This window comes from Streptomyces sp. NPDC003036 (genome assembly GCF_040611175.1).
In the GTDB taxonomy this organism is placed as follows: Bacteria; Actinomycetota; Actinomycetes; order Streptomycetales; family Streptomycetaceae; genus Streptomyces.
Window position 1 is genome coordinate 113,820 of sequence record NZ_JBEXNO010000007.1, and the last position, 24,165, is coordinate 137,984.

The window sequence follows — 24,165 nt, forward strand, 5'->3', positions numbered from 1 at the left end:
CTATTTTGCGGACACCCCTAGGGGAGGGTCAGGACGCGCGGCCCCGCGTCCGTGATGGCGACCGTGTGCTCGATGTGCGCGGCGCGGCTGCCGTCCGTCGTGTGGAGGGTCCAGCCGTCCTCGCCGGTGCGGTAGTCGTCGCCGCCTCCGGCCATGAGCATCGGCTCGATGGCGAGGACCAGGCCGTGGCGCAGCGGGAAGCCGCGGCCCGGGCGGCCCCGGTTGGGGACGTGCGGGTCCTCGTGCATGGTGCGGCCGATGCCGTGGCCACCGAAGTCCGCGGGCATGCCGCAGCGGGCCGCGCGGGCGACGGCGCCGATGGCGTGGCCGATGTCGCCGATGCGGTTGCCCGGGACGGCCGCGGCGATGCCGGCGTCGAGGGCGCGCCGGGTGGCGTCGATGAGGGCCACGTCGGCGGGGCGCGGCGTGCCGACGGTGAAGCTGATCGCGGCGTCGCCGGCCCAGCCGTCGAGGACCGCGCCGCAGTCGACGCTGACGAGGTCGCCGTCGCGCAGGCGGTAGTCGGTGGGTACGCCGTGGACGACGGCGTCGTTGACCGACGTGCAGATGACCGCCGGGAACGGCGTGGGGGCGAAGGACGGCTGGTAGCCGAGGAAGGGCGAGCGGGCGCCCGCCTTGTCGAGGACCGCGCGGGCCGCCTCGTCCAGTTCCCGCAGCGACACGCCGATGCCCGCCGCTTCTCGTACGGCGGCGAGGGCGTGCGCCACGACCCGCCCGGCCTCCCGCATCGCGTCCAGGGCCGCGTCACTCTTGATCTCCACCATGTTCCGGCGCCTCCCCTTCCCATTCTTATACCGGTATTAGTATCACGGGCATGGTGAGAACTCCTTTGACCCCGTGGGAACGGCAGCGCGGAGAGCGGTTCGGCGCGCTGCTGCGCGAGGCGCGCGGCGAGCGCAGCATGGTGGAGGTCGCGGCGGCGGCCGGGGTGTCCGCGGAGACGCTGCGGAAGATCGAGACGGGCCGGGCACCGACACCCGCGTTCTTCACGGTGGCGGCACTGGCGGGCGCGCTCGGGCTGTCCCTGGACGAGCTGGCGGTGGCGTGCGCGCCCGACGACCAGGGCGAGGGCGAGTGGCGCCAAGCGCTCTCCGCCTGACCGGACCGCCGGGCAGGCCGTCGGGCAGGCCGTCGGGCGGGCCGTGCCCTACTTCAGCTCGTGCCGCCCACCCTCCCGCTCCTCGATCGCGACCTCCGTCCTCAGCGCCCGCGCCAGCACCACCCCGATCACCATCAGCGCGATCGCGAACCACCTCGGCGCCGCGCCGAAGACCAGGACGAGGACGCCCATCGGGATCAGCAGCCCCACGAAGGGCATCAGGAGGCTGGACACGCGCGGCCTCGCCTCGGCGCCGGGGGCGAGGCGGGCGCGCACCAGGGCGGGGTACCACTCGGTGAAGCGCGCGGCGGTGACGAGCGCCCAGACCTGGACGATCCAGCCGGTCCACAGGTTCTCGGGGTTGCGCAGCAGCAGGTCGCCGACCCCGCCCGCGAGGGCCGCGGCCAGGAAGGCGAGGCCCCACGCCGCCGTGATGACGACGTTGGTGCGCAGGAAGTCCGGGGTCCGCCAGAACTCCCGGGGCACTTTCCTGCGCGCGTACGGAGTCGTCAGCGGCGCCCGCACCGCGAGGGAACCGGCCGCGAGGGCGACGAGGGTGAGGTCGGCGAGCTCGTCCGCGTACGTCTCCAGCCAGCGCAGCGTGGGCGGCAGGACGATCAGGCCGATGATGGTGAGGGCGGCGAAGAGGACGAGACCGGCCACTTCGAGGAACGCGGGCCGTTCTCGTACGAGGACGAGCGCGAGGGCCGCCGCGGCGGCGAGCGCGGCGGCCAGTCCGTACCGGCCGGGGCCGCTCAGCAGCGAGAAGAGCATCCACGGCGCCATGCCGGTGATGGAGCTGTTCATCAGTCTGGCGCCCCAGCCCGCTCCACCGTTCATACCTCCAGCGTGGCGCGATCCATACACGAAGGCGAGAGTCCCCATAAGCCCGGCTTATGGGGTCATAGGCGGGGGGCGGGTACCGAGGTGAGGTGAGCCTTACTTAGAGTGCGGTGAGCAGTGGTGTCGCAGCCACAGCTCAGACCACCCACCGCTCGAAGGGAATCCTCATGCCCCGCCCCCTGCGGGTCGCGATCGTCGGCGCCGGCCCCGCCGGTATCTACGCCGCGGACGCGCTGCTGAAGTCCGAGGCCGCCACCGACCCGGGCGTCTCCATCGACCTCTTCGAGCGGATGCCCGCGCCGTTCGGCCTGATCCGGTACGGCGTGGCCCCGGACCACCCGCGGATCAAGGGCATCATCACCGCCCTCCACCAGGTGCTCGACAAGCCGCAGATACGTCTCTTCGGCAATGTCGACTACCCCTCCGACATCACCCTCGACGACCTACGCGCCTTCTACGACGCGGTGATCTTCTCGACGGGCGCGACGGCGGACCGGGAGCTGAGGATCCCGGGCATCGATCTCGACGGCTCGTACGGCGCCGCCGACTTCGTCTCCTGGTACGACGGCCACCCGGACGTACCGCGCACCTGGCCGCTGGAGGCCGAGAAGGTCGCGGTCCTCGGCGTGGGCAACGTGGCGCTGGACGTGGCCCGCATCCTCGCCAAGACCGCCGACGAGCTGCTGCCGACCGAGATCCCGCCGAACGTCTACGACGGCCTCAAGGCGAACCGCGCCAAGGAGATCCACGTCTTCGGGCGGCGCGGCCCGGCACAGGCGAAGTTCAGCCCGATGGAACTGCGCGAGCTGGACCACTCCCCGAACATCGAGGTCATCGTCAACCCCGAGGACATCGACTACGACAGCGGCTCGATCGAGGCGCGGCGCTCCAACAAGCAGGTCGACATGGTCGCCAAGACGCTGGAGAACTGGGCGATCCGCGACATCGGCGACCGGCCGCACAAGCTGTTCCTGCACTTCTTCGAGTCACCGACCGAGATCGTCGGCGAGGACGGCAAGGTCACCGGCCTGCGCACCGAGCGCACCGAGCTGGACGGCACGGGCAACGTGAAGGGCACGGGCGAGTTCACCACCTGGGACGTCCAGGCGGTCTACCGCGCGGTCGGCTACCTCTCCGACGAACTGCCCAAGCTGCCGTGGGACGCCGTCTCCGGCACCGTCCCGGACGAGGGCGGCCGCGTGATGCAGGGCGACGAGCCGATGCCGTCGACGTACGTCACCGGCTGGATCCGCCGCGGCCCCATCGGCCTCATCGGCCACACCAAGGGTGACGCCAACGAGACGGTCTCCCACCTCCTGGAGGACCACCGCGAGGGCCGCCTGCTCACGCCGGAGGCGCCGGGCAAGGACGCCGTCGTCGACTTCCTGCGCGGCAAGGGCGTCGAGTACACGACGTGGGAGGGCTGGTACCGGCTGGACGCCGCCGAGCGCGCGCTGGGCGAGGCCGAGGGCCGCGAGCGCGTGAAGATCGTCGAGCGTGAGGGCATGCTGCGCGCGAGCGCCGAGCAGTAGGCGTACAGCCTGAGGCGTACGGCCCGTAGGCGTACGCCGGTGGCCCGGGTCCGTGGGGACCCGGGCCACCGGCGTGTTCACGCCTCCAGCAGCGGAATCAGCTGCTCCTCCTCGTACCGGAGGTGCTCCTCCAGTTCCTCGGTGAGCCGCTCGACCTCCGCGAGGACCCGCGGGCCGTCCGCCCCCTCGTCGGAGACGACGTCCCGCAACGCGCCGAGCAGGGCGGCTATCCGCTCGTGCTCCCGCTTGAGCCGGTCCATCACCGGGGCGAGGCCGGGATGGCGGTCGGCGAGCATCGGGAAGAGCATCGCGTCCTCCCCGGTGTGGTGGTTGTGCAGGCCCTGGCAGACGGTGAGGCAGTTGACGCGCAGCTGGGTGCCGAGGCCACCGGCGGTCCCGGACTCCGCTATCTCCTTGCGGATGAGGCCCAGTTCGCGCCGGAACGCGTCGTGGACGACCTTGATGGCCTCCCCGAAGGACTTCGCGTTGATGTTCGGCGGGCCGGGGACCTCCGTGAGGGCGACCACGGGAATGACGCGGGCCGTCTTGGCCTGGTAGTCGGCCCATCCGGAGTCGGCCTCGACGGCGCGGGCGAAGGCGCGGTCGCGTGCGTCGCCCGTCAGGACGGTGGCGTCGGCCTCGTACGTGAAGGCGCCGCTCTCGACGGTCACACGGGGGTTGGCCAGGAGGTTGTGGTACCAGGCGGGATGCCTGGGCGCGCCGCCGGCCGAGGCGATGACCAGGACGCGGCCGTCGCCGTCGGGGTAGTAGCCGACGGGGGTGGTGTGGGGCTTGCCGGACCGGGCGCCGGTCGTGGTCAGGAGGAGGAGCCGGGCTCCCTCGAACATCCCGCCGACGCGGCCGTGATGGGCGCGGAACTCGTCGATGACCGTCTGGTTGAAATCGTTGGGCAATTCTCTGCTTTCTGCTCCAGGGTGAAGGACTGCTCGTACGCGCAGAGCTCGTTCGCGCGTACGCGGAGAGAAAACAGAAGAAGGCGGGGCTCTGGCCCGCCCCGGCGTCACGCCGAGGCCGGGTGCCCTACTCGTGTGTGGCCCATGGCCGACCCGGCAGTCACCGCGTCAACGTACCGGCACGCTTTCACCCGTCGCAACGACGAAAACCGGCCAAGCGACCGGCCAGGTGACGACCGGCGAGACGGCCAGATGACCGCCGTCAGCCCAGGTCGATCCGTTCCCCGACCGACCGGTCCCGCGCCGCGCGCACCACGAGCGCCGCGGCCACCGCGTCCTGGACGGCGACGCCGACGGACTTGTAGAGGGTGATCTGGTCGGCGGAGGTACGCCCGGGCATGCTGCCCGCGACCAGCTCGCCGAGCTCGGCGTGGATGTGGTCCGGGGTGATGACGCCGTCCCGGATCGGGTAGAGCAGGTCGTTGCTCCCGGCGGGAAACGGCGCCAGCGCGGCCCGCCGGGACTCCACGCAGACGAGCGCGTCGGCGACGGTGGCGTCGTCGACCTCGCGGCCGCCCCGGCTGAAGCCGACGGACGCGATGTGCACGCCGGGGGTGAGCCAGGCCCGGCGTACCACCGGGTCGACGGGGTGGGTGGCGGCGACGACGAGGTCCGCGCCGTCGAGCGCGGCGGCGTAGTGGGGCGCCGCCACCGCGTCCACGCCGAGCTCCGCCGACAGCTCCTCGGCCAGCACTCCGGCCCGTACCGCGTCCCGCCCGGCCACCCGGATCTCCCGGACGGGCCGCACCCTGCACATCGCCCGGGCGTGGGTACGCGCCTGCACTCCGGTGCCGAGCAGCGCGAGGACCGCCGCGTCCTCCCGCGCCAGCAGCCGCGCCGACAGCGCCGAACCGGCGGCCGTGCGGGCGGCGGTGATGGCGGTCCCGTCCAGCAGCGCGGTCGGCTCGCCGGTCTTCGGGTCGAACACCACGATCAGCGCCTGGTGCGTCGGCAACGGCTGCCCGGCCGCACCGGTCACACCGGCCCGGCCGGCCTTGCCGTCCCTGCCCGGCTTCCCGGCCTTCCCTGTGTTGTGCGGGAACACCGACACCAGCTTGCTCAGCAGCACCCCTGCCGACGGCACGTACCCCGGCATGGCGGCGAGGAAGGCGTCCTGCTCGGACACGACGGCCGCCACCCGGTCGGGCACCGAGGCCCGCCCCTCGCTGAGGTCGACCATCGCCGGACCGAGCCCGTCGATCAGCGCGTCCATGTCGAGCAACGCCTCGACCTGCGACCGTCCCAGTAGCAGCATCCGTCCAGCGTCGGCCACGCCGTTCCGGCTCAGGGCACCGACACGCTAGAACGGCGCGCGCGCCGCCTCCATCAGGCGGACGGTGTCGTCCGCGCACAGCCGCAGCGCGTTGCCCACGGTCGTCAGGACCTCGCGCTCGGCCTGGGTGTACGCGCCGTCCGCGAGCGCGATCCGCGCGCCCTGGAGGAGGATCGACTCGCGGCCCGCCGGGGCGAGGTGCGGGGTGAGCGGTTCCAGCGCCTCGTGGAGTTCGATGGCGAGCGCGGCGCCGCAGGGCCCGTCGGTGTCGGTGACGAAGCGGCCCGTGTCGGCTTCGAGGGCCTCGATGAGCGAGGCGAGGCTGTCGGCGGTGCAGTCCTCGTACCCGGCCGCGCGGACCGTGGTGACGGCGGTCTGGAGGACCGTACGGGACGAGGCGCCGCCGGCCGCGAGGACGGCGAGGGCGACGGTGTGGACGGCGTCGCGCAGCATCGCCGAGAAGCGGGCGGTGGTCGGGTGGTCGAGGGCGTCCATGCCGAAGTGCGCGTGGCAGGCCGCGCATTCGACGACGGGCCCGGCGACGCCCCGCGGCAGCAGCGGGACACCGAAAAGAGTGAACCGGCGGCGGCCGGTGCGGCGCCGGTAGTTGCGGTCGCCGCCGCAGCCGGGGCAGAAGAACTCGCCGTCGCCGACGGTGTTCCACGTGGTGGAGATGGAGCAGATGCGCAATTTCCGGCCGCGTGATCCTCGTGCTGGCAGCACGTCGCACCTCCATCTAGCCTCGGCCACCTTGCCGCGTGGGCGTGATGTTAGCCACATCGGTGATGCCGCGTCAGCACCTCGTCCAGAGAACGCCACCAGACATGGCCGAACCCCGCCCGCGGGCGGCGGGCGGGGTTCGGCGTACGGAGATCAGCGCGCGGCGCGGTTCACGGCGGAGATGACCGCCTTCAGCGAGGCGCGGGTGGTGTTGGCGTCGATGCCGATACCCCACAGGACCTTGCCGTCAATGGCGCATTCGATGTACGAGGCGGCCTGCGCGGAGGCGCCCTCGCTCATCGTGTGCTCCTGGTAGTCCAGCAGGCGGACGTCGATGCCGATCGACTGGAGCGCGTCGAAGAAGGCCGAGATCGGACCGTTGCCGGAACCGGTCAGGACGACGTCCTGGCCGTCGACGACCGCCTCGACGGTCAGCGTGTCCGTGCCGTCCTTGTCGGTCGTGGTCTGGCCGGAACGCAGCTGGATGCGGCCCCAGCGCGCCGCGGCGTCGTCCGGGTGGGGCAGGTACTCGTCCTGGAAGACGGCCCAGATGTCCTTCGGCGTGACCTCTCCGCCCTCGGCGTCGGTCTTCGCCTGGATGATCTTCGAGAACTCGATCTGCATGCGGCGCGGCAGGTCCAGCTTGTGGTCGTTCTTCAGGACGTACGCGATGCCGCCCTTGCCCGACTGCGAGTTGACGCGGATGACCGCCTCGTACGACCGGCCGACGTCCTTGGGGTCGATCGGCAGGTACGGCACGGCCCACTCGATCTCGTCGACGGTCTTGCCGGCCGCGGCGGCGGTGGCCTCCATCGCGTCGAAGCCCTTCTTGATGGCGTCCTGGTGGGAGCCGGAGAAGGCGGTGTAGACCAGGTCGCCCGCGTAGGGGTGGCGGGGGTGGACCTCCATCTGGTTGCAGTACTCGGAGGTGCGGCGCACCTCGTCGATCTGCGAGAAGTCGATCTGCGGGTCGACACCCTGCGAGAACAGGTTCATGCCCAGGGTGACCAGGTCGACGTTGCCGGTGCGCTCGCCCTGCCCGAACAGGCAGCCCTCGATGCGGTCGGCGCCCGCCATGATGGCCAGCTCGGCCGCCGCCACCGCCGTACCGCGGTCGTTGTGCGGGTGGACGGAGAGGCAGACGAACTCGCGGCGCGACAGGTTGCGCGACATCCACTCGAACCGGTCCGCGTGCGTGGAGGGCGTGGAGCGCTCCACCGTGGCGGGCAGGTTCAGGATGATCTCGCGGCCCTCCTCGGGCTGCCAGACGTCCATGACCGCCTCGCAGACCTCCAGTGCGAAGTCCAGCTCGGTGTCGGTGAAGATCTCGGGGCTGTACTGGTAGCCGAAGGTGGTCTCGTCGCCCAGGATCTTGTCGGCGTACTCCATCACCAGACGGGTGCCGTCGACCGCGATCCGCTTGACGTCGTCCTTGGAGCCGCGGAAGACGACCCGGCGGAAGACCGGCGCGGTGGCGTTGTACAGGTGCACGGTGGCGCGGTGCGCGCCGCGCAGCGACTCGACGGTCCGCTCGATCAGGTCCTCGCGCGCCTGCGTCAGGACGGAGATCGTCACGTCCTCGGGGATCGCGCCCTCTTCGATGATGGAGCGTACGAACGCGAAGTCGGTCTCGCCGGAGGACGGGAAGCCGACCTCGATCTCCTTGTAGCCCATGCGTACGAGCAGGTCGAACATCTCGCGCTTGCGGGCGGGGGACATCGGGTCGATCAGCGCCTGGTTGCCGTCCCGCAGGTCGGTCGACAGCCAGCGCGGTGCCTTGGTGATGCGCTGGTCCGGCCAGGTGCGGTCGGGGATGTCGACGGCGTCGTACGGGCGGTACTTGTGGATGGGCATCCCGGACGCCTGCTGGGTGTGCGTCGCGTTGGTGATGGGCGTGGGACGGCCGATCCACTGGGACTGAGACATTGCGTAGGGCTCCTGGGATGTCCTGATCTGGGGGTCCCCCATGTCCGAAGGGCTATGGGGGAGGCCGACAGGGTCGAACGCAGCACCAGACTCCGCGGGGAGGGGGTCGGCCTACGACTACAGGCCCTCGCCGCGGCAGCTAAGGAGAAGCAGCCCGAAACGCATGATGCGAAGCAGCCTAGCCGAGGGGCGCGGTGGGCGGGGGGTCCGTTTCAGTATGCGGGATTCCGTGCCGTAACCACGAGACCGTGAGGAATCACTCCTTTTCAGGAATCGCCGTCGCTCCTCGTGACAGGTACGTAACGGGCTGCGACATTGCGGAACATGACCACCGCACCTGCCACGCGCACCTCCGCACCCCGCTCCTCCTCCGCACCCTGCTCGCCGGCGTTCTGCTCCGTCGTCCCGCCGCACCTGCTGGACCGGCTGACCCGCGCCGCCGACCCGCTGATCGCCGCGGCCGCCCGCCGGACCCTCGTCACGGACGCCGCCAACCGCACCGCCCGCCGCCTGACCACGGTCGCCGGCGCCGCCCCCGTACCGTCGCCGGACGACGGGGCAGCCGCCGGCGCACCGCGGCGCACGATCTACGACGCCGAGCACAAGACCGCCCTGCCGGGCAGAAAGGTGCGCGAGGAGGGCGGGCAGCCGACGGGTGACGCGACCGTCAACCGCGCGTACGCCGGTCTCGGCGCGACCTTCGAGCTGTTCCGGGACGCGTACGAGCGCGACTCGATCAACGGGTCCGGCCTGCCGCTGGACGCGACGGTCCACTACAGCCGGGAGTACAACAACGCCTTCTGGAACGGCGAGCAGATGGTCTTCGGCGACGGCGACGGCCGGATCTTCCTCGACTTCACCCTCGCGGTGGACGTCATCGGCCACGAGCTGGCGCACGGCGTCACGCAGTACACGGCGAACCTGGCGTACTTCGGCCAGCCGGGCGCGCTCAACGAGTCGATGTCGGACGTCTTCGGCTCGCTGGTCAAGCAGTACGCGCTGAAGCAGACGGCCGAGCAGGCGGACTGGCTCATCGGGGCCGGGCTGCTGGCCAAGGACGTCCAGGGCGTGGCGCTGCGCTCGATGAAGGCCCCCGGCACGGCGTACGACGACGATGTCCTCGGCAAGGACCCGCAACCCGCGACGATGGACGACTACGTCCACACGGGCGCGGACAACGGCGGCGTGCACATCAACTCCGGCATCCCGAACCACGCCTTCTACCTGGTGGCCACCCGGCTGGGCGGCAACGCGTGGGAGCGGGCCGGGCGCATCTGGTACGACGTGCTGACCGGCGGCGAGCTGGCGGTGGACGCGGAGTTCGCGGACTTCGCCAAGCTGACGGTGGCGGCGGCGAGCGAGCGGTACGGCGCGGGGGGCGCGGAGCACGACGCGGTGACCAAGGCGTGGTCGACGGTGGGGGTGCCGACGGAGTAGACATGGCCCATGCGGATTCGGGTGACACGCACGGGCGGTTTCGCCGGCATCGAGCGGCGGGCCGAGGTGGACACCTCGGGTCTCCCCGACGCCGACGAGTGGCACGCCCTGGCCGAGGCGGCGCTCGCCACGGGCCGGGACGCGCCGCCGCCCGGGGTGCCGGACGGCTTCCAGTACGAGATCAGCGTGGACGGCCGTACGGTGCGATGCGCGGACCCGCACCTGTCGGAGGCGCAGCGTGAGCTGGTGAGCCGGGTGCTCAGGGAAGGCGCCTGAGCCCGGTGGCGATGGAGCTCCGCGCAGCTTCCGGGCGGTCCCCGGCGGCCACGGCGAAGTCGCGCAGGGCGCCGGTGAGGATCTGGTCGGGGGTGTAGCCGCCCATGATGTAGCCCGCGCGGGTCAGGTGGGCGATGCCGTGCATCTGGGTGAAGAGCTGGCGGACCAGGAGGTCGGGGTCCGCGTCGGCGCGGAAGCGGCCGGCGGCGACGGCGCGGCGGATGGCGTCGCGCGGGAAGCGGAGCATGGACACGCCCATGCGGCGGTCGTCGTCGGTCAGCTCGAAGCCGGCGAGCTCGGAGCCGCCGAAGAGCACGGCGTAGACGTGCGGTTCGGCGGCGGCGAAGTCCTGGTAGCAGCGGCAGAGGGCTGCGATGTCGGCCACCGGGTCGGCAGGGTTCATGACAAGGGCTTCGGCGCGGGCGCGGAAGCGGTCGTAGCCCTCGCGCATCAGGGCACGGACGAGCTCCGGCATGGACCCGAAGTGGGTGTAGACGGCCATGGTCGAGGCGCCGACGGCCTTGACGAGCCGGCGGGCGCTGAGGGCCGCGGGGCCCTGTTCGGCGAGGACGCGGGCGGCTTCGTCGAGAAGTCGCCGACGGATGGACTCTCCCGCCTCGCCTGATTCCGGTGTTGACACGGCAGCAGCATAACGCTGTTATGGATATAACAGCGTTATGGCGAGCGGCGGGGGTACGGCATGCTGCTGACGAAGCGGGTGCTGCGCGCACGGGTGGTCCGGCTGCCGGAGGCGGAGGGCGACAGCCGTACGACGCGACCAGGACGCCGCGACCGGCGGTGACGGGCGGGGCGGGCGGGCCGGGCCGCCGGGACGGCGGTGCCGGCGCTGAACGCGCCGCGCATCGCCCCATGACACCCGGCCGGGCGGGTGTGGACGGGGGTCTCACCCGCCCGGCCGGGGCCCTTGGTCGTCTGCTGCGGTCGCCCTTGCGTCAGAAGCCGAGCTTGCGGAGCTGCTTGGGGTCGCGCTGCCAGTCCTTGGCGACCTTCACGTGCAGGTCGAGGAAGACCGGCGTACCGAGCAGCGCCTCGATGTGCTTGCGCGACTTGGTGCCGACTTCCTTCAGGCGCTGGCCCTTGGGGCCGATGATGATGCCCTTCTGGCTGGGGCGCTCGATGTAGACGTTGGCGTGGATGTCCAGCAGCGGCTTGTCCGCCGGGCGGTTCTCGCGCGGGATCATCTCCTCGACGACGACCGCGATGGAGTGCGGCAGCTCGTCCCGTACGCCTTCCAGCGCGGCCTCGCGGATCAGCTCGGCCACCATGACCTGCTCCGGCTCGTCCGTCAGGTCGCCCTCGGGGTAGAGCGGCGGGGACTCGGGCAGCAGCGGGACGAGCAGGTCCGCCACCAGCTGGACCTGCTTGCCGCCGACCGCCGACACCGGGACGATCTCCTGCCACTCCATGCCCAGCTCCGTGCCGAGCCGGTCGATCGCGATGAGCTGCTCGGCGAGGGTCTTGGAGTCGACGAGGTCGGTCTTGGTGACGATCGCCACCTTCGGGGTCTTCTTGATCCCGGCGAGCTCCTTGGCGATGAACCGGTCGCCGGGGCCGAGCTTCTCGTCCGCCGGGAGGCAGAAGCCGATGACGTCGACCTCGGCCCAGGTGGTGCGGACGACGTCGTTGAGCCGCTCGCCCAGCAGGGTGCGCGGCTTGTGCAGCCCGGGGGTGTCGACGAGCACGAGCTGTGCGTCCGGGCGGTGCACGATGCCGCGCACGGTGTGGCGGGTGGTCTGCGGCCGGTTGGAGGTGATCGCCACCTTCTGTCCGACCAGAGCGTTCGTGAGGGTGGACTTGCCCGCGTTGGGGCGGCCGACGAAGCAGGCGAAACCGGCCCTGTGGGCGGTTTCGGTTTCTGGATTACGAGCGCTCATAGGGGCCATTCTCCCCGATGCGGGCGCCCTCACGTACCGCTGCCCTTCCGCCGCCCTTCCGCACGGCCAGCGCGGAGGCCCCCGCCAGCGCGTAGAGGACGACGAGCACGCCCAGGATCAGGTCCAGCCAGTCGAACGGTTCGCCGCGTACAAGTGCGGCGGCGGCCGGGATGCCCACGGCGAGCCCGGCCGCGCAGAGCAGCACCGCGGCGGTCCCCCGCATGGCCCGCGCGGCGGCCGGCCGGGGCCTCTTCAGCAGGTCGCCCGCCGCCCACAGCACGAGCAGCAGCGGGAACACGTCGTACGGCTGCGGCCGGCCGTCGCCGACGAACCAGTCGGCGACGTTGATGACGACGCCGATGGCGCCGACCGCCAGCACGATCCGGGGGTAGGTCATGGCCCCCGTCTTCCGCCCGGTCTTCTCAGTCTTCACGGTCTTCCCGGGCTCCTGCCCGGTCTTCTCCCCCGTGTGCGCCATCAGCCGGCGCTCACCGTGGCGCGCAGCGCGCCGTCCGGGCCGACCACCAGCACGGGAGTGTCCGGGCCGCCCAGGTCGCGGACGGCGGCGCGGTCCGCGTCCGAGGCGGCGTCGGCCTCGGTGACGACGGCCGCGGCCTCCAGCGACTTCGCGCCGCTGGCCACGGCCATCGCGACCGCCGTCTGGAGCGCGCTGAGGTTCAGCGACTCCAGGGCGACGGTCCCGGCGACGTACGTACGCCCCGTCTCGTCCCGCACCGCCGCGCCCTCGGGCACACCGTTGCGGGCACGGGCGCTGCGCGCCAGCGTGATGATCTTGCGGTCCTCGGGGCCGAGGTCGGATGTCGTCTGCGTCATGCCCCGAGGATAAGTCCGCGATCAGCGTCAGCCCTGGGCGGCCTTGACGAACTTGTCACCGGCGCGCTGGGCGATGTCGTTCACGTTCTTCGCGGCGTCCGCAGAGCCGGGGACGTACACGACGCGGCTCACGCCCGCGCCCTGGCGGACGAGAACGATGTTGGCCGCGAACTCCATCGCGCCGCCGAGGTCCATGCTCAGGCGGACGCCCACGGACTCCTCGCCCTGCTTCGGCGTGTCCAGCTTCTGGACCTTGAGCGTCATCGGGGTGCCCTCCATGTCCGAGGAGAAGGAGGTGCACTTGTCCGCGGCGGTGATGACGGGCTTCATGAAGTCCGCGGCACCGGTGCCCGAGAAGCCCATGATCTGGTGGGTGAGCTGGTTCGCGCCGTCGCCGCCGACGAAGTCCTCCTCGGCACCCACCGTCGCGCCGGTGATCTTCTGCTGCAGCAGGCCGGCGAGCGGCTGGCACTCCGGCTTGTCCGCCTTGTACGTGTCGGTGCTCGGGGTGCCCGGAGCGTCGGCCCAGCCCTTGGGCAGGTCCGCGACGGCGAGGACGCCCGCCTTCATCTGCGCCTCGGTGAGCGGCTTCGCGGCGGCCTCCGCCGGCTTCTCCGCCGGCTTGCCGGGCGCCTCGGAGGTCTTGGCCTTGTCCGAGCCGCCCTTGTCGGCGGAGCCACCGCACGCGGCGGTGAAGGTGAGCGCGGAAACGGTGAGCGCGACGGCAGCGCCGCGACGTATGCGGGTACGCATGAAGATGTGTTCTCCCCTTGGGATGTGGATGTTCCTGGGGAGCACGGTTCCCCCCTCCCCGCCGGTGATCGGCCGGGCTGAGGATACACACAATGGAGGCACAGCCTCCGCGCATTTACGGCTGGTCGAGGCGCAGGCGGGCGGCGCGGGGCAGGCCCGCGACGACGAGGTCGTACGAATCCTCGACGAGTTCGCGCAGGAGGCGGTCGGGCAGGCCGGAGACCGTGACGGTGTTCCAGTGGCGCTTGTTCATGTGCCAGCCCGGCACGATCGCGGCGTGCTCCGCGCGCAGCCGCACCGCGATCTCCGGGTCGCACTTGAGGTTGACGGTCAGCGGGCGGGCGTCCAGGGCCGTGAGGGCGAACATCTTGCCCTCGACCTTGAAGACCGAGAACTCCGGGCCGAAGGGGAAGTCCTCCACCGCGGCGTTGAAGGAGAGGCAGAACGCCCGCAGCTGCTCCGCGTTCATGCGGCCTCCTGCTCCGCGTTCATGCGGCCTCCTGCTCGGGATCCGGCTCCGGGGCCGGTTCCGCGAGGACCGTGACGATCTTGTTGCGGCGGCCCGCCGGGGACTCGGCCGTCAGCCGCAGGGCGCGGCCGTCCGGCAGCTCGACCACGGCGCTCGCCCCGGCGATGGGGACCCGGCCGAGGGCCTTGGCGAGCAGTCCGCCGACGGTCTCGACGTCCTCGTCGTCGTACGCGTCGAGGCCGAAGAGCTCGCCGAGGTCGCCGATGTCGAGGCGGGCGGTGACGCGGTAGCGGCCGTCGCCGAGCGGTTCCACGGGCGGCAGTTCGCGGTCGTACTCGTCGGTGATCTCTCCGACGATCTCCTCCAGGATGTCCTCGATCGTGACGATCCCGGCGGTGCCGCCGTACTCGTCGATCACCACCGCGCAGTGGTTGCGGTCCTTCTGCATCTCGCGCAGCAGGTCGCCGGCGTTCTTGGTGTCGGGGACGAAGGCGGCGGGCCGCATCGCCGTGGAGACCAGGTCGCTCTCCGCGTCGCGGTTGATGTGGGTGCGGCGGACCAGGTCCTTCAGGTAGACGATGCCGACGATGTCGTCCTCGTTCTCCCCGGTCACCGGGATGCGGGAGAAGCCGGAGCGCAGCGCCAGCGTCAGGGCCTGGCGGATGGTCTTGAAGCGCTCGATGGAGACCAGGTCGGTGCGCGGGACCATCACCTCGCGTACGAGGGTGTCGCCGAGCTCGAAGACGGAGTGGACCATGCGCCGCTCGTCGTCCTCGATGAGGGACTCCTGCTCGGCGAGGTCGACCATCGCGCGCAGCTCGGCCTCGGAGGCGAAGGGGCCCTTGCGGAAGCCCTTGCCGGGGGTGAGGGCGTTGCCGATGAGGATCAGCAGCTGCGGGACCGGGCCCATGACCCGGGCCAGCGGCAGCAGGACGTACGCGGCGGCGGTGGCGGTGTTCAGCGGGTGCTGGCGGCCGATGGTGCGGGGCGACACGCCGACGGCGACGTACGACACGAGCACCATCACGCCTATCGCGACGAGCAGCGCGGACCAGGTCTCGGCGAACTCGTTCAGGCAGACGTACGTCACCAGGACGCCGGCCGCCATCTCGCAGGCGACGCGCACCAGCAGCGCCACGTTCAGGTACCGGACCGGGTCGGAGGCGACCTGCGCCAGCTTGGCCGCGCCGCGCCGCCCGGCCCGTACCGCCTCGGCGGCGCGGAAACTGGACACGCGCGCGATGCCGGCCTCCGCGCAGGCGGCGAGCCACGCGACCACGACCAGCGCGACCGCGCCGAGGAGCAGTTGGGCGGTCATGAGACGGTCGGCGCCGGGGACGGGCCGGTCAGGCCCTTCTCCGCCCGCCAGCCGTCGACGATCGCCGCCTGGAGCCCGAACATCTCCGCCTTCTCGTCCGGTTCCTCGTGGTCGTAACCGAGCAGGTGCAGCACTCCGTGGACGGTGAGCAGTTGGAGCTCCTCGTCCATGGAGTGCTGCGTGGGGGCGTCCTGGCCCTGCTGGGTGGCGACCTCGGGGCAGAGCACGATGTCGCCGAGGAGGCCCTGCGGGGGCTCCTCGTCGTCCTTGGACGGCGGGCGCAGCTCGTCCATCGGGAAGGACATGACATCCGTCGGGCCCGGCAGGTCCATCCACTGGAGGTGCAGCTGCTCCATCGCCTCGGCGTCCACCAGGATCACCGAGAGCTCGGAGAGCGGGTGGATGCGCATGCGCCCCAAGGCGTAGCGGGCGACGTCGAGGATCGCCTGCTCGTCGACCTCGGTGCCGGACTCGTTGTTGACGTCGATCGACATGGTGCTGGTGCGCTCTTCTTCCCGTTACGTGTCGCTACTTGCCGTTTTTGTTGTCGTACTTCTCGTACGCGTCGACGATACGGCCGACGAGCTTGTGCCGGACGACGTCGTTGGACGTGAGCATCGAGAAGTGGACGTCGTCGACGCCGTCCAGGATCTCGCGGACCTGGCGCAGACCGCTCTTGGTGCCGCCCGGCAGGTCGATCTGGGTGATGTCACCGGTGATGACGATCTTGGAGTCGAAGCCGAGCCGGGTGAGGAACATCTTCATCTGCTCGGGGTTCGTGTTCTGCGCCTCGTCCAGGATGATGAAGGCGTCGTTGAGCGTCCGGCCGCGCATGTACGCCAGCGGCGCGACCTCGATCGTGCCCGCCGCCATCAGGCGGGGGATCGAGTCGGGGTCGAGCATGTCGTGCAGCGCGTCGTACAGCGGCCGCAGGTACGGGTCGATCTTCTCGTAGAGCGTGCCGGGCAGGAAGCCGAGGCGCTCGCCCGCCTCCACGGCCGGCCGGGTCAGGATGATCCGGGTGACCTGCTTGGACTGCAGGGCCTGGACGGCCTTCGCCATGGCCAGGTACGTCTTGCCGGTGCCCGCCGGGCCGATGCCGAAGACCACCGTGTGCTTGTCGATGGCGTCGACGTACCGCTTCTGGTTGAGGGTCTTGGGGCGGATGGTGCGGCCACGGCTGGAGAGGATGTTCTGGGTGAGGACCTCCGACGGCGTCTCGACGCCCCGTCCCCCCGTCTCTTCCTTGAGCATGGCGATGGAGCGTTCCACTGCGTCCTCCGTCATCGGCTGCCCGGTGCGGAGCACCAGCATCATCTCGTCGAACAGGCGCTGGATGAGGGCGACTTCCGCCGCGTCACCGACCGCGCTGATCTGGTTGCCCCGGACGTGGATATCGGCCGCCGGGAACGCCTTCTCGATGACGCGCAGCAGCGCGTCTCCCGAGCCGAGCACCGTCACCATGGGGTGCTTGGCAGGCACGGTGAAGTGGGCTCGGACCTGGTCCTGGTCTGTGGGTGTGTGAGTCATGGGCCGGCTCTCTGGCCTGCACATACCTCCTGTTGCAGGGTTCTCGCCAGTCGAGACCCTCTGGACTGTCCAGCGTACGTCGTGCGACTGACAGGACCGAAGGCTTTTCCCGTACGCCCGGGTCAGTCCGGGCGGCGGAAGCCGATCGTCGGCACGGCCCGCCGCAGCGGCCAGGGCCGGATCGGGGCCGGCAGCAGGGCCTCCAGGAACGCGTACCGGCGCAGCGCCTCCGGGTCCTGGTCGCCGTACTCCTGCACGTACTCCCACCAGGCCGCCACCTCCACCCAGCCCGGTGCGGACAGCGACCCGCCGAACTCCTGCACCGACAGCGCGGCGGTCAGCCCGGCGAAGGCCAGCCGGTCGGCGAGCGGCCAGCCCGCGAGCGTGCCGGTCACGAACCCGGCCACGAAGACGTCTCCGGCGCCGGTCGGGTCGAGCGCCTCCACCTCGATGGCCGGGACCTCGGCGGTCTCCCCGGTGCGGGAGTCCACGGCGTACGCGCCCTCCGCGCCGAGCGTGACGACCGCCAGCGGCACCTTGTCGGCGAGCGCGCGGGCGGCGGCGCGGGGGCAGGAGGTCCGGGTGTAGCGCATCGCCTCCTCGGCGTTGGGCAGGAACGCCTCGCAGTGCTCCAGGTCCGGCAGCGCCGCCAGGTCCCAGAGGCCGGTCTCGTCCCAGCCGACGTCGGCGAAGATGCGGGTGGCGTGGCGGGCGGCGTCGGCGACCCACGGCTCGGGGCGGCCGGGGACGAGCGAGGCGACGGCGGCACGCGCGCGGGGCGGGTACTCCGGGAGGTGACCCAGGGCGGCTTCCGGGGGCGGGGCCTCGTGGCCGTGGGAGACCATGGTCCGTTCGCCGTCGTACGCCATGGAGACAGTGACCGGGGAGTGCCAGCCGGGGACGGTGCGCGACCGGGAGAGGTCGATGCCCTCGCCCTGCGCCAGGGCGTCCCAGCAGTAGTCGCCGTAGTGGTCGTCGCCGAAGGCGGCGGCGAGGGAGGTGCGCAGGCCGAGGCGGGCGAGGGCGGTGGCCATGTTGGCGACGCCGCCGGGGCTGGAGCCCATGCCGCGGGCCCAGGTCTCGGTGCCGCGCACGGGGGCGGAGTCGAGGCCGGTGAAGATGATGTCGAGGAAGACCGTGCCGGTGAGGAAGACGTCGCACTCCGGGTCGCCGGGGGCGCGCAGGGGGCTCAAGGGGTCGATGCCGGCGGTGTGTTGGAGCTGCTGCTGCTCTCCTCTGGGTGTGGTCACGGCGGGCTCCCCGGTCGCGGTGCGGATCTGGCCAGTGTGCCTGAACTCCGGCGCTCGGCGGGGGCGAACGGCGCACGGAGAGCCCCGGCTACCCGGTCTTCGCGCCGCCAAACGCTTTGTGATGCGGATCACATATTCTCGGCTTCTCGCCCGCCTCGCCCGCTTGATACAAATTGGCGCGCGTACCCGTGCGACCTCTCCGTACGACACCGGGCGCTTCCCCCTCCCCCTTTCTGTTCGCTGGAACGCCCATGCCCTCGCGCCCGCGCGCCCCGTGGCCCCTCGTCGCGCTCTTCACCGCCGGCTACCTCGCCTCGTACCTCCTGCCGACCGTCGTCGGCCGCCTCTCCGCCGGACTGGGCCTCTCCCCCTCCGAGGCCGGAGTCGTCGGCTCGACCCTGCTCCTGTGCTCCGCCACCGCCGGGTTCACGCTCGCGGCGCGCGTGGAGCGGTACGGGCCCCGGCGGCTCGCCCGGGCCGGCCTGGCGCTGGCCGTGGCCGGCTACGGCGGCGCGGCCCTCACCTCGTACGTCCCGCTCGTCGTGGCGGGCGCCGCGGTCGGCGGCTTCGGCTCGGGTACGGCGCTGGCGGTCGCGGCGGCCGGGATCGCGGGCCGCCCCGACCCGCACCGCACCTCCACGCTGGGCCTGCTGTCGGTCTCGGCGACCGCGGGGGCGCTGTACCTGACGCTGCCGCACCTGGGCGGCGGGCACGTGCTGCCGTTCGCGTCGCTGGCGCTCGCCGCGGCGGCGGTGTGGCCCGCGACCGCCCGGCTGGAGACCGGCCACGACACCGGTGAGGTACGCGAGAAGGGCGCGCCGCTGCCGCGCCTGCGCGCCGGGGTGGTGCTGGCCGGCGCGATGGTGTGCTGGTCCATGGCGCAGAACGCCCTGTGGGGCGTCAGCGGCCGCATCGGCCTCACCCAGGCCGGGCTGAGCGAGGTCACGGTCGGCGCGGTCTTCGCGGCCGCCCTCGGCGCCGGGCTGCTGGGCGTCACGACGGCCGGAGCCCTCGGTTCCCGGCTCGGCCGGGCGGTGCCGATCGGTCTCGGCACGGTCGCCATCGCGGGCTGCATCGCGCTGAGCTCCTCCGCCGAGGGGCTGGCGTCCTTCGCGACCGGCGAGATCCTCTGGAACGCCTGCTACCCGGTCGTCCTGTCGTACGTGATCGGCCTGGCCGCCTCGCTCGACCCGCGCGGCCGCTGGGCCGTGCTCGTCGGCTCGGCGTCCTCGCTGGGCACGGCCTGCGGCCCGGTCACTGGGAGCCTCCTGTCGGAGCGGGCGGGCTATCCGGCCATGGGCCTGGTCCTCGGCGGGCTCCTGCTGCTGCTCGCCGTGCCGATGACCGCCGTGGCCCTGCACACCTCGGGACGCCCGCTGGTGCCGGGCGCGATCCGGCGCCGGGGCGGCGCGCCCGCGGCCGTGGTCGCGGCCACCGCGGCGCCCACGGCCCTGGCGCCCCAGGTCGGCGCCCCGGAGCAGGCGGTCGCGGAGATCCCGGTCGCCGACCTCGCCGACCTGCGCGGGCCGGCCGCCGCGACGCGGCGGGCCTACGGCCTCGCCGAGTCGACCGCGTCAGCCGATTCGGGCGAGCCGAAGTCGTACGCCTCCACCTCGGCGAGGTAGCGCGCCCTGCGCTCCTCGTCGTGGTCGAGGAAGGACGCCGTGAAGGAGTTGCGGGCGAGCGCGCGCAGCTGCTCCTGGTCCAGGCCGAGGGCCTCGTGGACCGCGTGGAAGGTGTCGCCGACGTAGCCGCCGAAGTAGGCGGGGTCGTCGGAGTTGACGGTGACCAGGAGCCCGGCCTCCAGCATGGCCTTCAGCGGGTGCTGCTCCAGGATGTCGATGGCGCGCAGCCGTACGTTCGACAGGGGGCACAGCGTCAGCGGCACCCGCTCCCGCACCAGCCGCTCCACCAGCTCCGGGTCCTCCACCGCGCGCAGCCCGTGGTCGATCCGCTCGACGCCGAGCACGTCCAGGGCCTCGCGGATGTACGCCGGCGGGCCCTCCTCGCCCGCGTGGGCGACCTTCCGCAGCCCGAGCCGGGCCGCCGCCTCGTACACCTCGGCGAACTTCGACGGCGGGTTGCCCACCTCCGCCGAGTCCAGCCCGACGCCCGCGATCCGGTTCAGGTACGGCTTCGCCGTCCGGAGCGTCTCCATCGCCGACTCGGCCGACAAGTCGCGCAGGAAGCACATGATGAGCTGCGTGGAAATGCCGTGCCGCTCCACGCTGTGGTCCAGGGCCCTGGCCAGCCCCTCCACCACCGTGCCGAAGGGGATGCCGCGGCCGGTGTGCGCCTGGGGGTCGAAGAAGATCTCGGCGTGGCGCACGCCCTGCGCGGCGGCGCGCGCCAGGTAGGCGTCGGCGAGCTCGGCGAAGTCGTCGGCGGTGCGGAGCACCGCCATCAGCTCGTAGTACAGGTCCAGGAAGGACTGCAGGTCGCTGAAGAGGTACGCCTTGCGCAGCTCGTCGGTGTCGGCGTAGGGCAGCTTGACGCCGTTGCGGGCGGCGAGGGCGAAGGCGAGCTCGGGTTCGAGGGTGCCTTCGATGTGGAGGTGGAGTTCGGCTTTGGGGAGGGGTGCCATGGTGCGTGCCTCGATCACTTTCCGGGAGTCCGCGCAGCGTAACGCGCGACGTCACACGCTCAGCAGACCACACGCTCAGCAGACCACGCGCTGACCAGACCACGCGCTCAGCGGACCCCGCGCTTGGGCAGGGGCACCCGGACGAGGTCGTGGGCGACGGTCAGCTCGCCGTCGAAGCCGGCCGCGCGGGCCTGGGGTTCGAAGACGGCGGGGTCGCCGTAGCGCTGCGAGAAGTGCGTGAGCACCAGGTGCCGTACGCCCGCCTCGCGCGCCACCGAGGCCGCCTGGCCGACGGTGAGGTGGCCGTGTTCGAGGGCGAGGGACTCGTCCTCGTCGAGGAACGTCGACTCGATGACGAGCAGGTCGCTGCCCTCGGCGAGCGCGTGGACGCCGTCGCACAGCCGGGTGTCCATGATGAACGCGAACCTCTGCCCGCGCCGCACCTCGCTGACGTCCTCCAGGCGTACGCCGCCGACCTCGCCCTCGCGCTGCAGGCGGCCCACGTCCGGGCCCTTGATGCCGTGCTCGGCGAGCAGCTCGGGCAACATGCGGCGCCCGTCGGGCTCGGTCAGCCGGTAGCCGAAGGACTCGACGGGGTGCGAGAGCCGGCGCGCCTCCAGCGTGTAGGCCGGGGTCTGGGCGAGCACGCCGTCGTCGGCGACGGGGACCTGCTTCAGCCGCACGGTCTCGCGGTAGGCGGTGGCGTACCGCAGGCGGTCGAAGAAGCGCTGCCCGCTCCCCGGGTAGTGCGCGATGACGGGGTGCGGGACCTTGTCGAGGTTGATGCGCTGGATGACGCCGGCGAGGCCGAGGGAGTGGTCGCCGTGGAAGTGCGTGACGCAGATCCGGTTGATGTCGTGCGCGGCGACCCCGGCGCGCAGCATCTGGCGCTGCGTGCCCTCGCCGGGGTCGAAGAGCAGGCCCTCGCCGTCCCAGCGCAGGAAGTAGCCGTTGTGGTTGCGGTGGCGTGTGGGCACCTGGCTGGCGGTGCCCAGCACGACGAGTTCACGGACCGACATCGACGCCGATTACCCGGGGGGCCAGTTGAGGCCGCGGCCGCCGAGGACGTGGGCGTGCGCGTGCCAGACGGTCTGCCCGGCGCCGGTGCCGGTGTTGAAGACGATGCGGTAGCCGGTGGAGTCGACCTTCTCCTGCGCGGCGACCTCACCGGCCTCGCGCAGCACGTCGGCGGCGATCTCGGGCGCTGCGGCCGCGAGCGCGGCGGCGTCGCGGTGGTGCGCCTTGGGGATCACCAGGACGTGGGTGGGCGCCTGCGGGTTGATGTCGCGGAAGGCGACGGTGGTCTCGCTCTCACGCACGATCGTGGCCGGGACCTCCCCCGACACGATCTTGCAGAACAGACAGTCGCTCTGCGGCTCTCCGGCCATGCTCCGGCCCCTTCTCGAATCGGATCGTCACCATCGGATCATCACTATCGGATCGTCACTACGGACGCAGCTTATCCGCGACGATCACGACCAGCGGCCGGTCCTCCCCAGGAGCAGCGCCGTGGCGGCCGTCCCCGCGGTGGAGGTGCGCAGCACGCTGCGCCCCAGCCGGTACGGCCGCGCCCCCGCCTCCGCGAAGGCGGCCAGCTCGTCGGGCGACACACCGCCCTCGGGTCCGACCACGAGGACGATCTCGCCGGTCGCGGGCAGTTCCGCGGTGGCCAGCGGCTCGGCGCCCTCCTCGTGCAGGACGGCCGCGAAGGCGGCGGCGGCGAGCAGCTGCGCGACCTGCTTGGTCGACGCGGCTTCGGCCACCTCCGGGAAGCGCAGGCGGCGCGACTGCTTGCCGGCCTCCCGGGCGGTGGCGCGCCACTTGGCGAGGGACTTGGCGCCCCGCTCGCCCTTCCACTGGGTGATGCAGCGGGACGCGGCCCACGGGACGATCGCGTCGACGCCGGTCTCGGTCATGGTTTCGACGGCGAGCTCGCCGCGGTCGCCCTTGGGCAGGGCCTGTACGACGGTGATCCGAGGGCTCGGCTCGGGCTCGGCCCGTACCTCGCTCACCGCCACGTCGAGGCGGTCCTTGCCCTCGACGGCGGCGACGGTGCCGTACACGCCGGTACCGGCGCCGTCGGTCAGGACGATCTCCTCGCCGACGCGCAGGCGCCGTACGGAGACGGCGTGCCGCCCCTCGGGCCCGTCGAGGGTCACCGTCCCGCCGGTGGTCCGGTCCAGGTGCTCGACGACGAAGACGGGCGCGGTCATGCGGGCCCCCGCAGCGCGAGCATGGCCGCCGCGGCCTGGAGCTCGGTGTTGAGCACCTCGACCAGCTGGGCGGCGGGCAGCTCGCGGGCGAGCCGGTGGCCCTGGCCCGCCCACAGCGCCATGCCCTGCGGGTCGCCGGCGGCGGCCGCGGCCTTGCGCAGGCCGCTGGTCAGGTGGTGCACCTCGGGGTACGCGGCCGGGGCGTACGGCCCGTGCTCCCGCATGAACCGGTTCACCAGCCCGCGCGCGGGCCGCCCCGAGAAGGCCCGGGTCAGCTCGGTGCGGGTGAACAGCGGGTTCGTCATGGCCTGCTTGTGCAGGGCGTTCGCGCCCGACTCGGGGCAGACCAGGAACGCCGTGCCGAGCTGCGCGGCGGACGCGCCCGCCGCGAGGACGGCCGCGATCTGGCTGCCGCGCATCAGCCCGCCGGCGGCGATCATCGGTATCTGCACGGCCTCGCGGACCTGCGCGATCAGCGCGAGCAGCCCGGTCCCGCACGCGTCCGTCTCCGGATCGTCGCGGTGCGTCCCCTGGTGTCCGCCGGCTTCCACGCCCTGGACGCAGACGGCGTCGGCGCCCGCGTACTGCGCGGCCTGCGCCTCCTCGGGCGACGTCACGGTCACGACGGTGTACGTCCCGACGCGCGCGAACGCGTCGAGGGTCTCGCGGGTCGGGCACCCGAAGGTGAACGACACCACCGGCACCGGGTCGTCGAGCAGGATCGCCAGCTTGGCCTCGTAGCCGTCGTCACGCCCGGCGTCCGGGTCGCCGAGCGGCGTGTCGTACCAGTTGGCCTCCCCGGCCAGCTGGTGCCGGTACACGTCGACGGCGGCGGCGTCGGCGTGCCCGGGCTGCGGCATGAAGAGGTTCACCCCGAAGGCCCGCGAGGTCATCCCCCGGACCTGTGTGACCTCCTGGTACATGCCGTCGGCCGTTTTGTACCCGGCGGCGAGGAACCCGAGCCCGCCCGCCTCGGACACGGCGGCGACGAGCTGCGGGCAGGAGGCACCACCCGCCATGGGTGCCTGCACGATCGGGTACCGGCAGAGATCGGTCAGTGCGGAGGACATGCACGCATGGTGTCACGCCACCGGTCCGCCACCGAATCCCACCTGCCCCCGCATCCCCGCACCGGCCCGCCGGGGTGCCTTCCGGGGGCTGTCCCCCTCAAGAATGCCGAAACCGGGGGCGCGAGGCCCCCGGTTTCGGCAACGGCTC

26 protein-coding genes are annotated in these 24,165 nt (G+C 72.2%); 5 read left to right on the forward strand and 21 right to left on the reverse strand.

What is annotated here, in order from left to right; translation table 11 throughout:
* Window positions 1-17 precede the first annotated feature (17 nt).
* Window positions 18-785, reverse strand: coding sequence for a type I methionyl aminopeptidase (gene map, locus ABZX67_RS07540; RefSeq protein WP_355355874.1), 768 nt, complete (start codon window positions 783-785; stop codon window positions 18-20).
* A 50-nt stretch (window positions 786-835) separates the two neighbouring features.
* On the opposite strand from map, the gene ABZX67_RS07545 reads away from it, so the two are divergent.
* Window positions 836-1,120, forward strand: a complete 285-nt coding sequence (locus ABZX67_RS07545; RefSeq protein ID WP_355355876.1) for a helix-turn-helix transcriptional regulator — start codon at window positions 836-838, stop codon at window positions 1,118-1,120.
* 48 nt (window positions 1,121-1,168) lie between these two features.
* Here ABZX67_RS07545 and ABZX67_RS07550 read toward each other — a convergent pair whose 3' ends face one another.
* Window positions 1,169-1,960, reverse strand: a complete 792-nt coding sequence (locus ABZX67_RS07550) for a hypothetical protein (protein WP_355355878.1) — start codon at window positions 1,958-1,960, stop codon at window positions 1,169-1,171.
* A 170-nt stretch (window positions 1,961-2,130) separates the two neighbouring features.
* On the opposite strand from ABZX67_RS07550, the gene ABZX67_RS07555 reads away from it, so the two are divergent.
* Window positions 2,131-3,495 (forward strand): FAD-dependent oxidoreductase, encoded by a 1,365-nt coding sequence (locus ABZX67_RS07555; RefSeq protein ID WP_355355880.1) that lies wholly within the window; start codon window positions 2,131-2,133, stop codon window positions 3,493-3,495.
* A gap of 77 nt (window positions 3,496-3,572) precedes the next feature.
* On the opposite strand, the gene ABZX67_RS07560 is transcribed toward ABZX67_RS07555, so the two are convergent.
* The 4 genes from ABZX67_RS07560 to leuA all read right to left on the reverse strand — a co-directional run bounded on the left by ABZX67_RS07560 (window position 3,573) and on the right by leuA (window position 8,388).
* Window positions 3,573-4,409 carry a nitroreductase/quinone reductase family protein gene (locus ABZX67_RS07560; RefSeq protein WP_355355882.1) on the reverse strand — a complete coding sequence of 279 codons (837 nt, stop codon included), beginning with the start codon at window positions 4,407-4,409 and terminating at the stop codon, window positions 3,573-3,575.
* 262 nt (window positions 4,410-4,671) lie between these two features.
* The gene (locus ABZX67_RS07565; RefSeq protein WP_355355884.1) at window positions 4,672-5,724 is read right to left on the reverse strand and encodes an ornithine cyclodeaminase family protein; all 1,053 of its coding nucleotides are present in this window, start codon (window positions 5,722-5,724) and stop codon (window positions 4,672-4,674) included.
* Window positions 5,725-5,769: 45 nt separating this feature from the next.
* Window positions 5,770-6,465 (reverse strand): TerB family tellurite resistance protein, encoded by a 696-nt coding sequence (locus ABZX67_RS07570; protein WP_355355886.1) that lies wholly within the window; start codon window positions 6,463-6,465, stop codon window positions 5,770-5,772.
* Between the two features lie 150 nt (window positions 6,466-6,615).
* On the reverse strand, window positions 6,616-8,388 hold the full coding sequence (leuA, locus tag ABZX67_RS07575) for a 2-isopropylmalate synthase (RefSeq protein WP_355355888.1): 1,773 nt from the start codon (window positions 8,386-8,388) through the stop codon (window positions 6,616-6,618).
* Window positions 8,389-8,712: 324 nt separating this feature from the next.
* Here leuA and ABZX67_RS07580 point away from each other — a divergent pair, with 324 nt between their 5' ends.
* Window positions 8,713-9,825 (forward strand): M4 family metallopeptidase, encoded by a 1,113-nt coding sequence (locus ABZX67_RS07580; protein ID WP_355355890.1) that lies wholly within the window; start codon window positions 8,713-8,715, stop codon window positions 9,823-9,825.
* Between the two features lie 9 nt (window positions 9,826-9,834).
* On the forward strand, window positions 9,835-10,101 hold the full coding sequence (locus ABZX67_RS07585; protein WP_355355892.1) for a protealysin inhibitor emfourin: 267 nt from the start codon (window positions 9,835-9,837) through the stop codon (window positions 10,099-10,101).
* Here the strand turns inward: ABZX67_RS07585 and ABZX67_RS07590 are convergent.
* The 10 genes from ABZX67_RS07590 to ABZX67_RS07635 form a co-directional block, all read right to left on the reverse strand.
* Complete coding sequence (locus ABZX67_RS07590) at window positions 10,085-10,741, reverse strand: TetR/AcrR family transcriptional regulator (RefSeq protein ID WP_355355894.1); 657 nt, start codon at window positions 10,739-10,741, stop codon at window positions 10,085-10,087. The two genes, ABZX67_RS07585 and ABZX67_RS07590, sit on opposite strands and share 17 nt — an antisense overlap.
* 313 nt (window positions 10,742-11,054) lie before the next feature.
* Complete coding sequence (era, locus tag ABZX67_RS07595; RefSeq protein ID WP_355355896.1) at window positions 11,055-12,005, reverse strand: GTPase Era; 951 nt, start codon at window positions 12,003-12,005, stop codon at window positions 11,055-11,057.
* Entirely contained in the window at window positions 11,983-12,429 is a 447-nt protein-coding gene (locus ABZX67_RS07600) for a hypothetical protein (protein ID WP_355355898.1), read from the reverse strand. Before ABZX67_RS07600 ends, era begins: the two co-directional genes overlap by 23 nt.
* Window positions 12,430-12,473: 44 nt before the next feature.
* The gene (locus ABZX67_RS07605; protein ID WP_355355900.1) at window positions 12,474-12,830 is read right to left on the reverse strand and encodes a cytidine deaminase; all 357 of its coding nucleotides are present in this window, start codon (window positions 12,828-12,830) and stop codon (window positions 12,474-12,476) included.
* Between the two features lie 27 nt (window positions 12,831-12,857).
* Window positions 12,858-13,583, reverse strand: a complete 726-nt coding sequence (locus ABZX67_RS07610; RefSeq protein WP_355355902.1) for a hypothetical protein — start codon at window positions 13,581-13,583, stop codon at window positions 12,858-12,860.
* A gap of 115 nt (window positions 13,584-13,698) precedes the next feature.
* A complete protein-coding gene (locus ABZX67_RS07615; protein ID WP_355355904.1) occupies window positions 13,699-14,052 on the reverse strand; it encodes an MmcQ/YjbR family DNA-binding protein in 354 nt (117 codons plus the stop codon).
* A 19-nt stretch (window positions 14,053-14,071) separates the two neighbouring features.
* Complete coding sequence (locus ABZX67_RS07620) at window positions 14,072-15,370, reverse strand: hemolysin family protein (RefSeq protein ID WP_355355906.1); 1,299 nt, start codon at window positions 15,368-15,370, stop codon at window positions 14,072-14,074.
* Window positions 15,367-15,864, reverse strand: coding sequence for an rRNA maturation RNase YbeY (gene ybeY, locus ABZX67_RS07625; protein ID WP_355355908.1), 498 nt, complete (start codon window positions 15,862-15,864; stop codon window positions 15,367-15,369). Before ybeY ends, ABZX67_RS07620 begins: the two co-directional genes overlap by 4 nt.
* Before the next feature lie 34 nt (window positions 15,865-15,898).
* Complete coding sequence (locus tag ABZX67_RS07630) at window positions 15,899-16,900, reverse strand: PhoH family protein (protein WP_355355911.1); 1,002 nt, start codon at window positions 16,898-16,900, stop codon at window positions 15,899-15,901.
* 122 nt (window positions 16,901-17,022) lie between these two features.
* Window positions 17,023-18,150: a PfkB family carbohydrate kinase gene (locus tag ABZX67_RS07635; protein ID WP_355355913.1), complete on the reverse strand. Its 1,128-nt coding sequence runs from the start codon at window positions 18,148-18,150 to the stop codon at window positions 17,023-17,025.
* Window positions 18,151-18,401: 251 nt separating this feature from the next.
* On the opposite strand from ABZX67_RS07635, the gene ABZX67_RS07640 reads away from it, so the two are divergent.
* Window positions 18,402-19,775, forward strand: coding sequence for an MFS transporter (locus tag ABZX67_RS07640; RefSeq protein ID WP_355355915.1), 1,374 nt, complete (start codon window positions 18,402-18,404; stop codon window positions 19,773-19,775).
* On the opposite strand, the gene ABZX67_RS07645 is transcribed toward ABZX67_RS07640, so the two are convergent.
* The 5 genes from ABZX67_RS07645 to ABZX67_RS07665 form a co-directional block, all read right to left on the reverse strand.
* The gene (locus ABZX67_RS07645) at window positions 19,700-20,734 is read right to left on the reverse strand and encodes an adenosine deaminase (RefSeq protein ID WP_355355917.1); all 1,035 of its coding nucleotides are present in this window, start codon (window positions 20,732-20,734) and stop codon (window positions 19,700-19,702) included. The genes ABZX67_RS07640 and ABZX67_RS07645 overlap by 76 nt on opposite strands.
* 107 nt (window positions 20,735-20,841) lie before the next feature.
* Window positions 20,842-21,753 (reverse strand): ribonuclease Z, encoded by a 912-nt coding sequence (locus tag ABZX67_RS07650; protein WP_355355919.1) that lies wholly within the window; start codon window positions 21,751-21,753, stop codon window positions 20,842-20,844.
* A gap of 9 nt (window positions 21,754-21,762) precedes the next feature.
* On the reverse strand, window positions 21,763-22,122 hold the full coding sequence (locus ABZX67_RS07655) for a histidine triad nucleotide-binding protein (protein ID WP_355355921.1): 360 nt from the start codon (window positions 22,120-22,122) through the stop codon (window positions 21,763-21,765).
* Window positions 22,123-22,206: 84 nt separating this feature from the next.
* Complete coding sequence (locus ABZX67_RS07660) at window positions 22,207-22,947, reverse strand: 16S rRNA (uracil(1498)-N(3))-methyltransferase (protein WP_355355923.1); 741 nt, start codon at window positions 22,945-22,947, stop codon at window positions 22,207-22,209.
* Complete coding sequence (locus ABZX67_RS07665; RefSeq protein ID WP_355355925.1) at window positions 22,944-24,017, reverse strand: nitronate monooxygenase; 1,074 nt, start codon at window positions 24,015-24,017, stop codon at window positions 22,944-22,946. Before ABZX67_RS07665 ends, ABZX67_RS07660 begins: the two co-directional genes overlap by 4 nt.
* Window positions 24,018-24,165 lie beyond the last annotated feature (148 nt).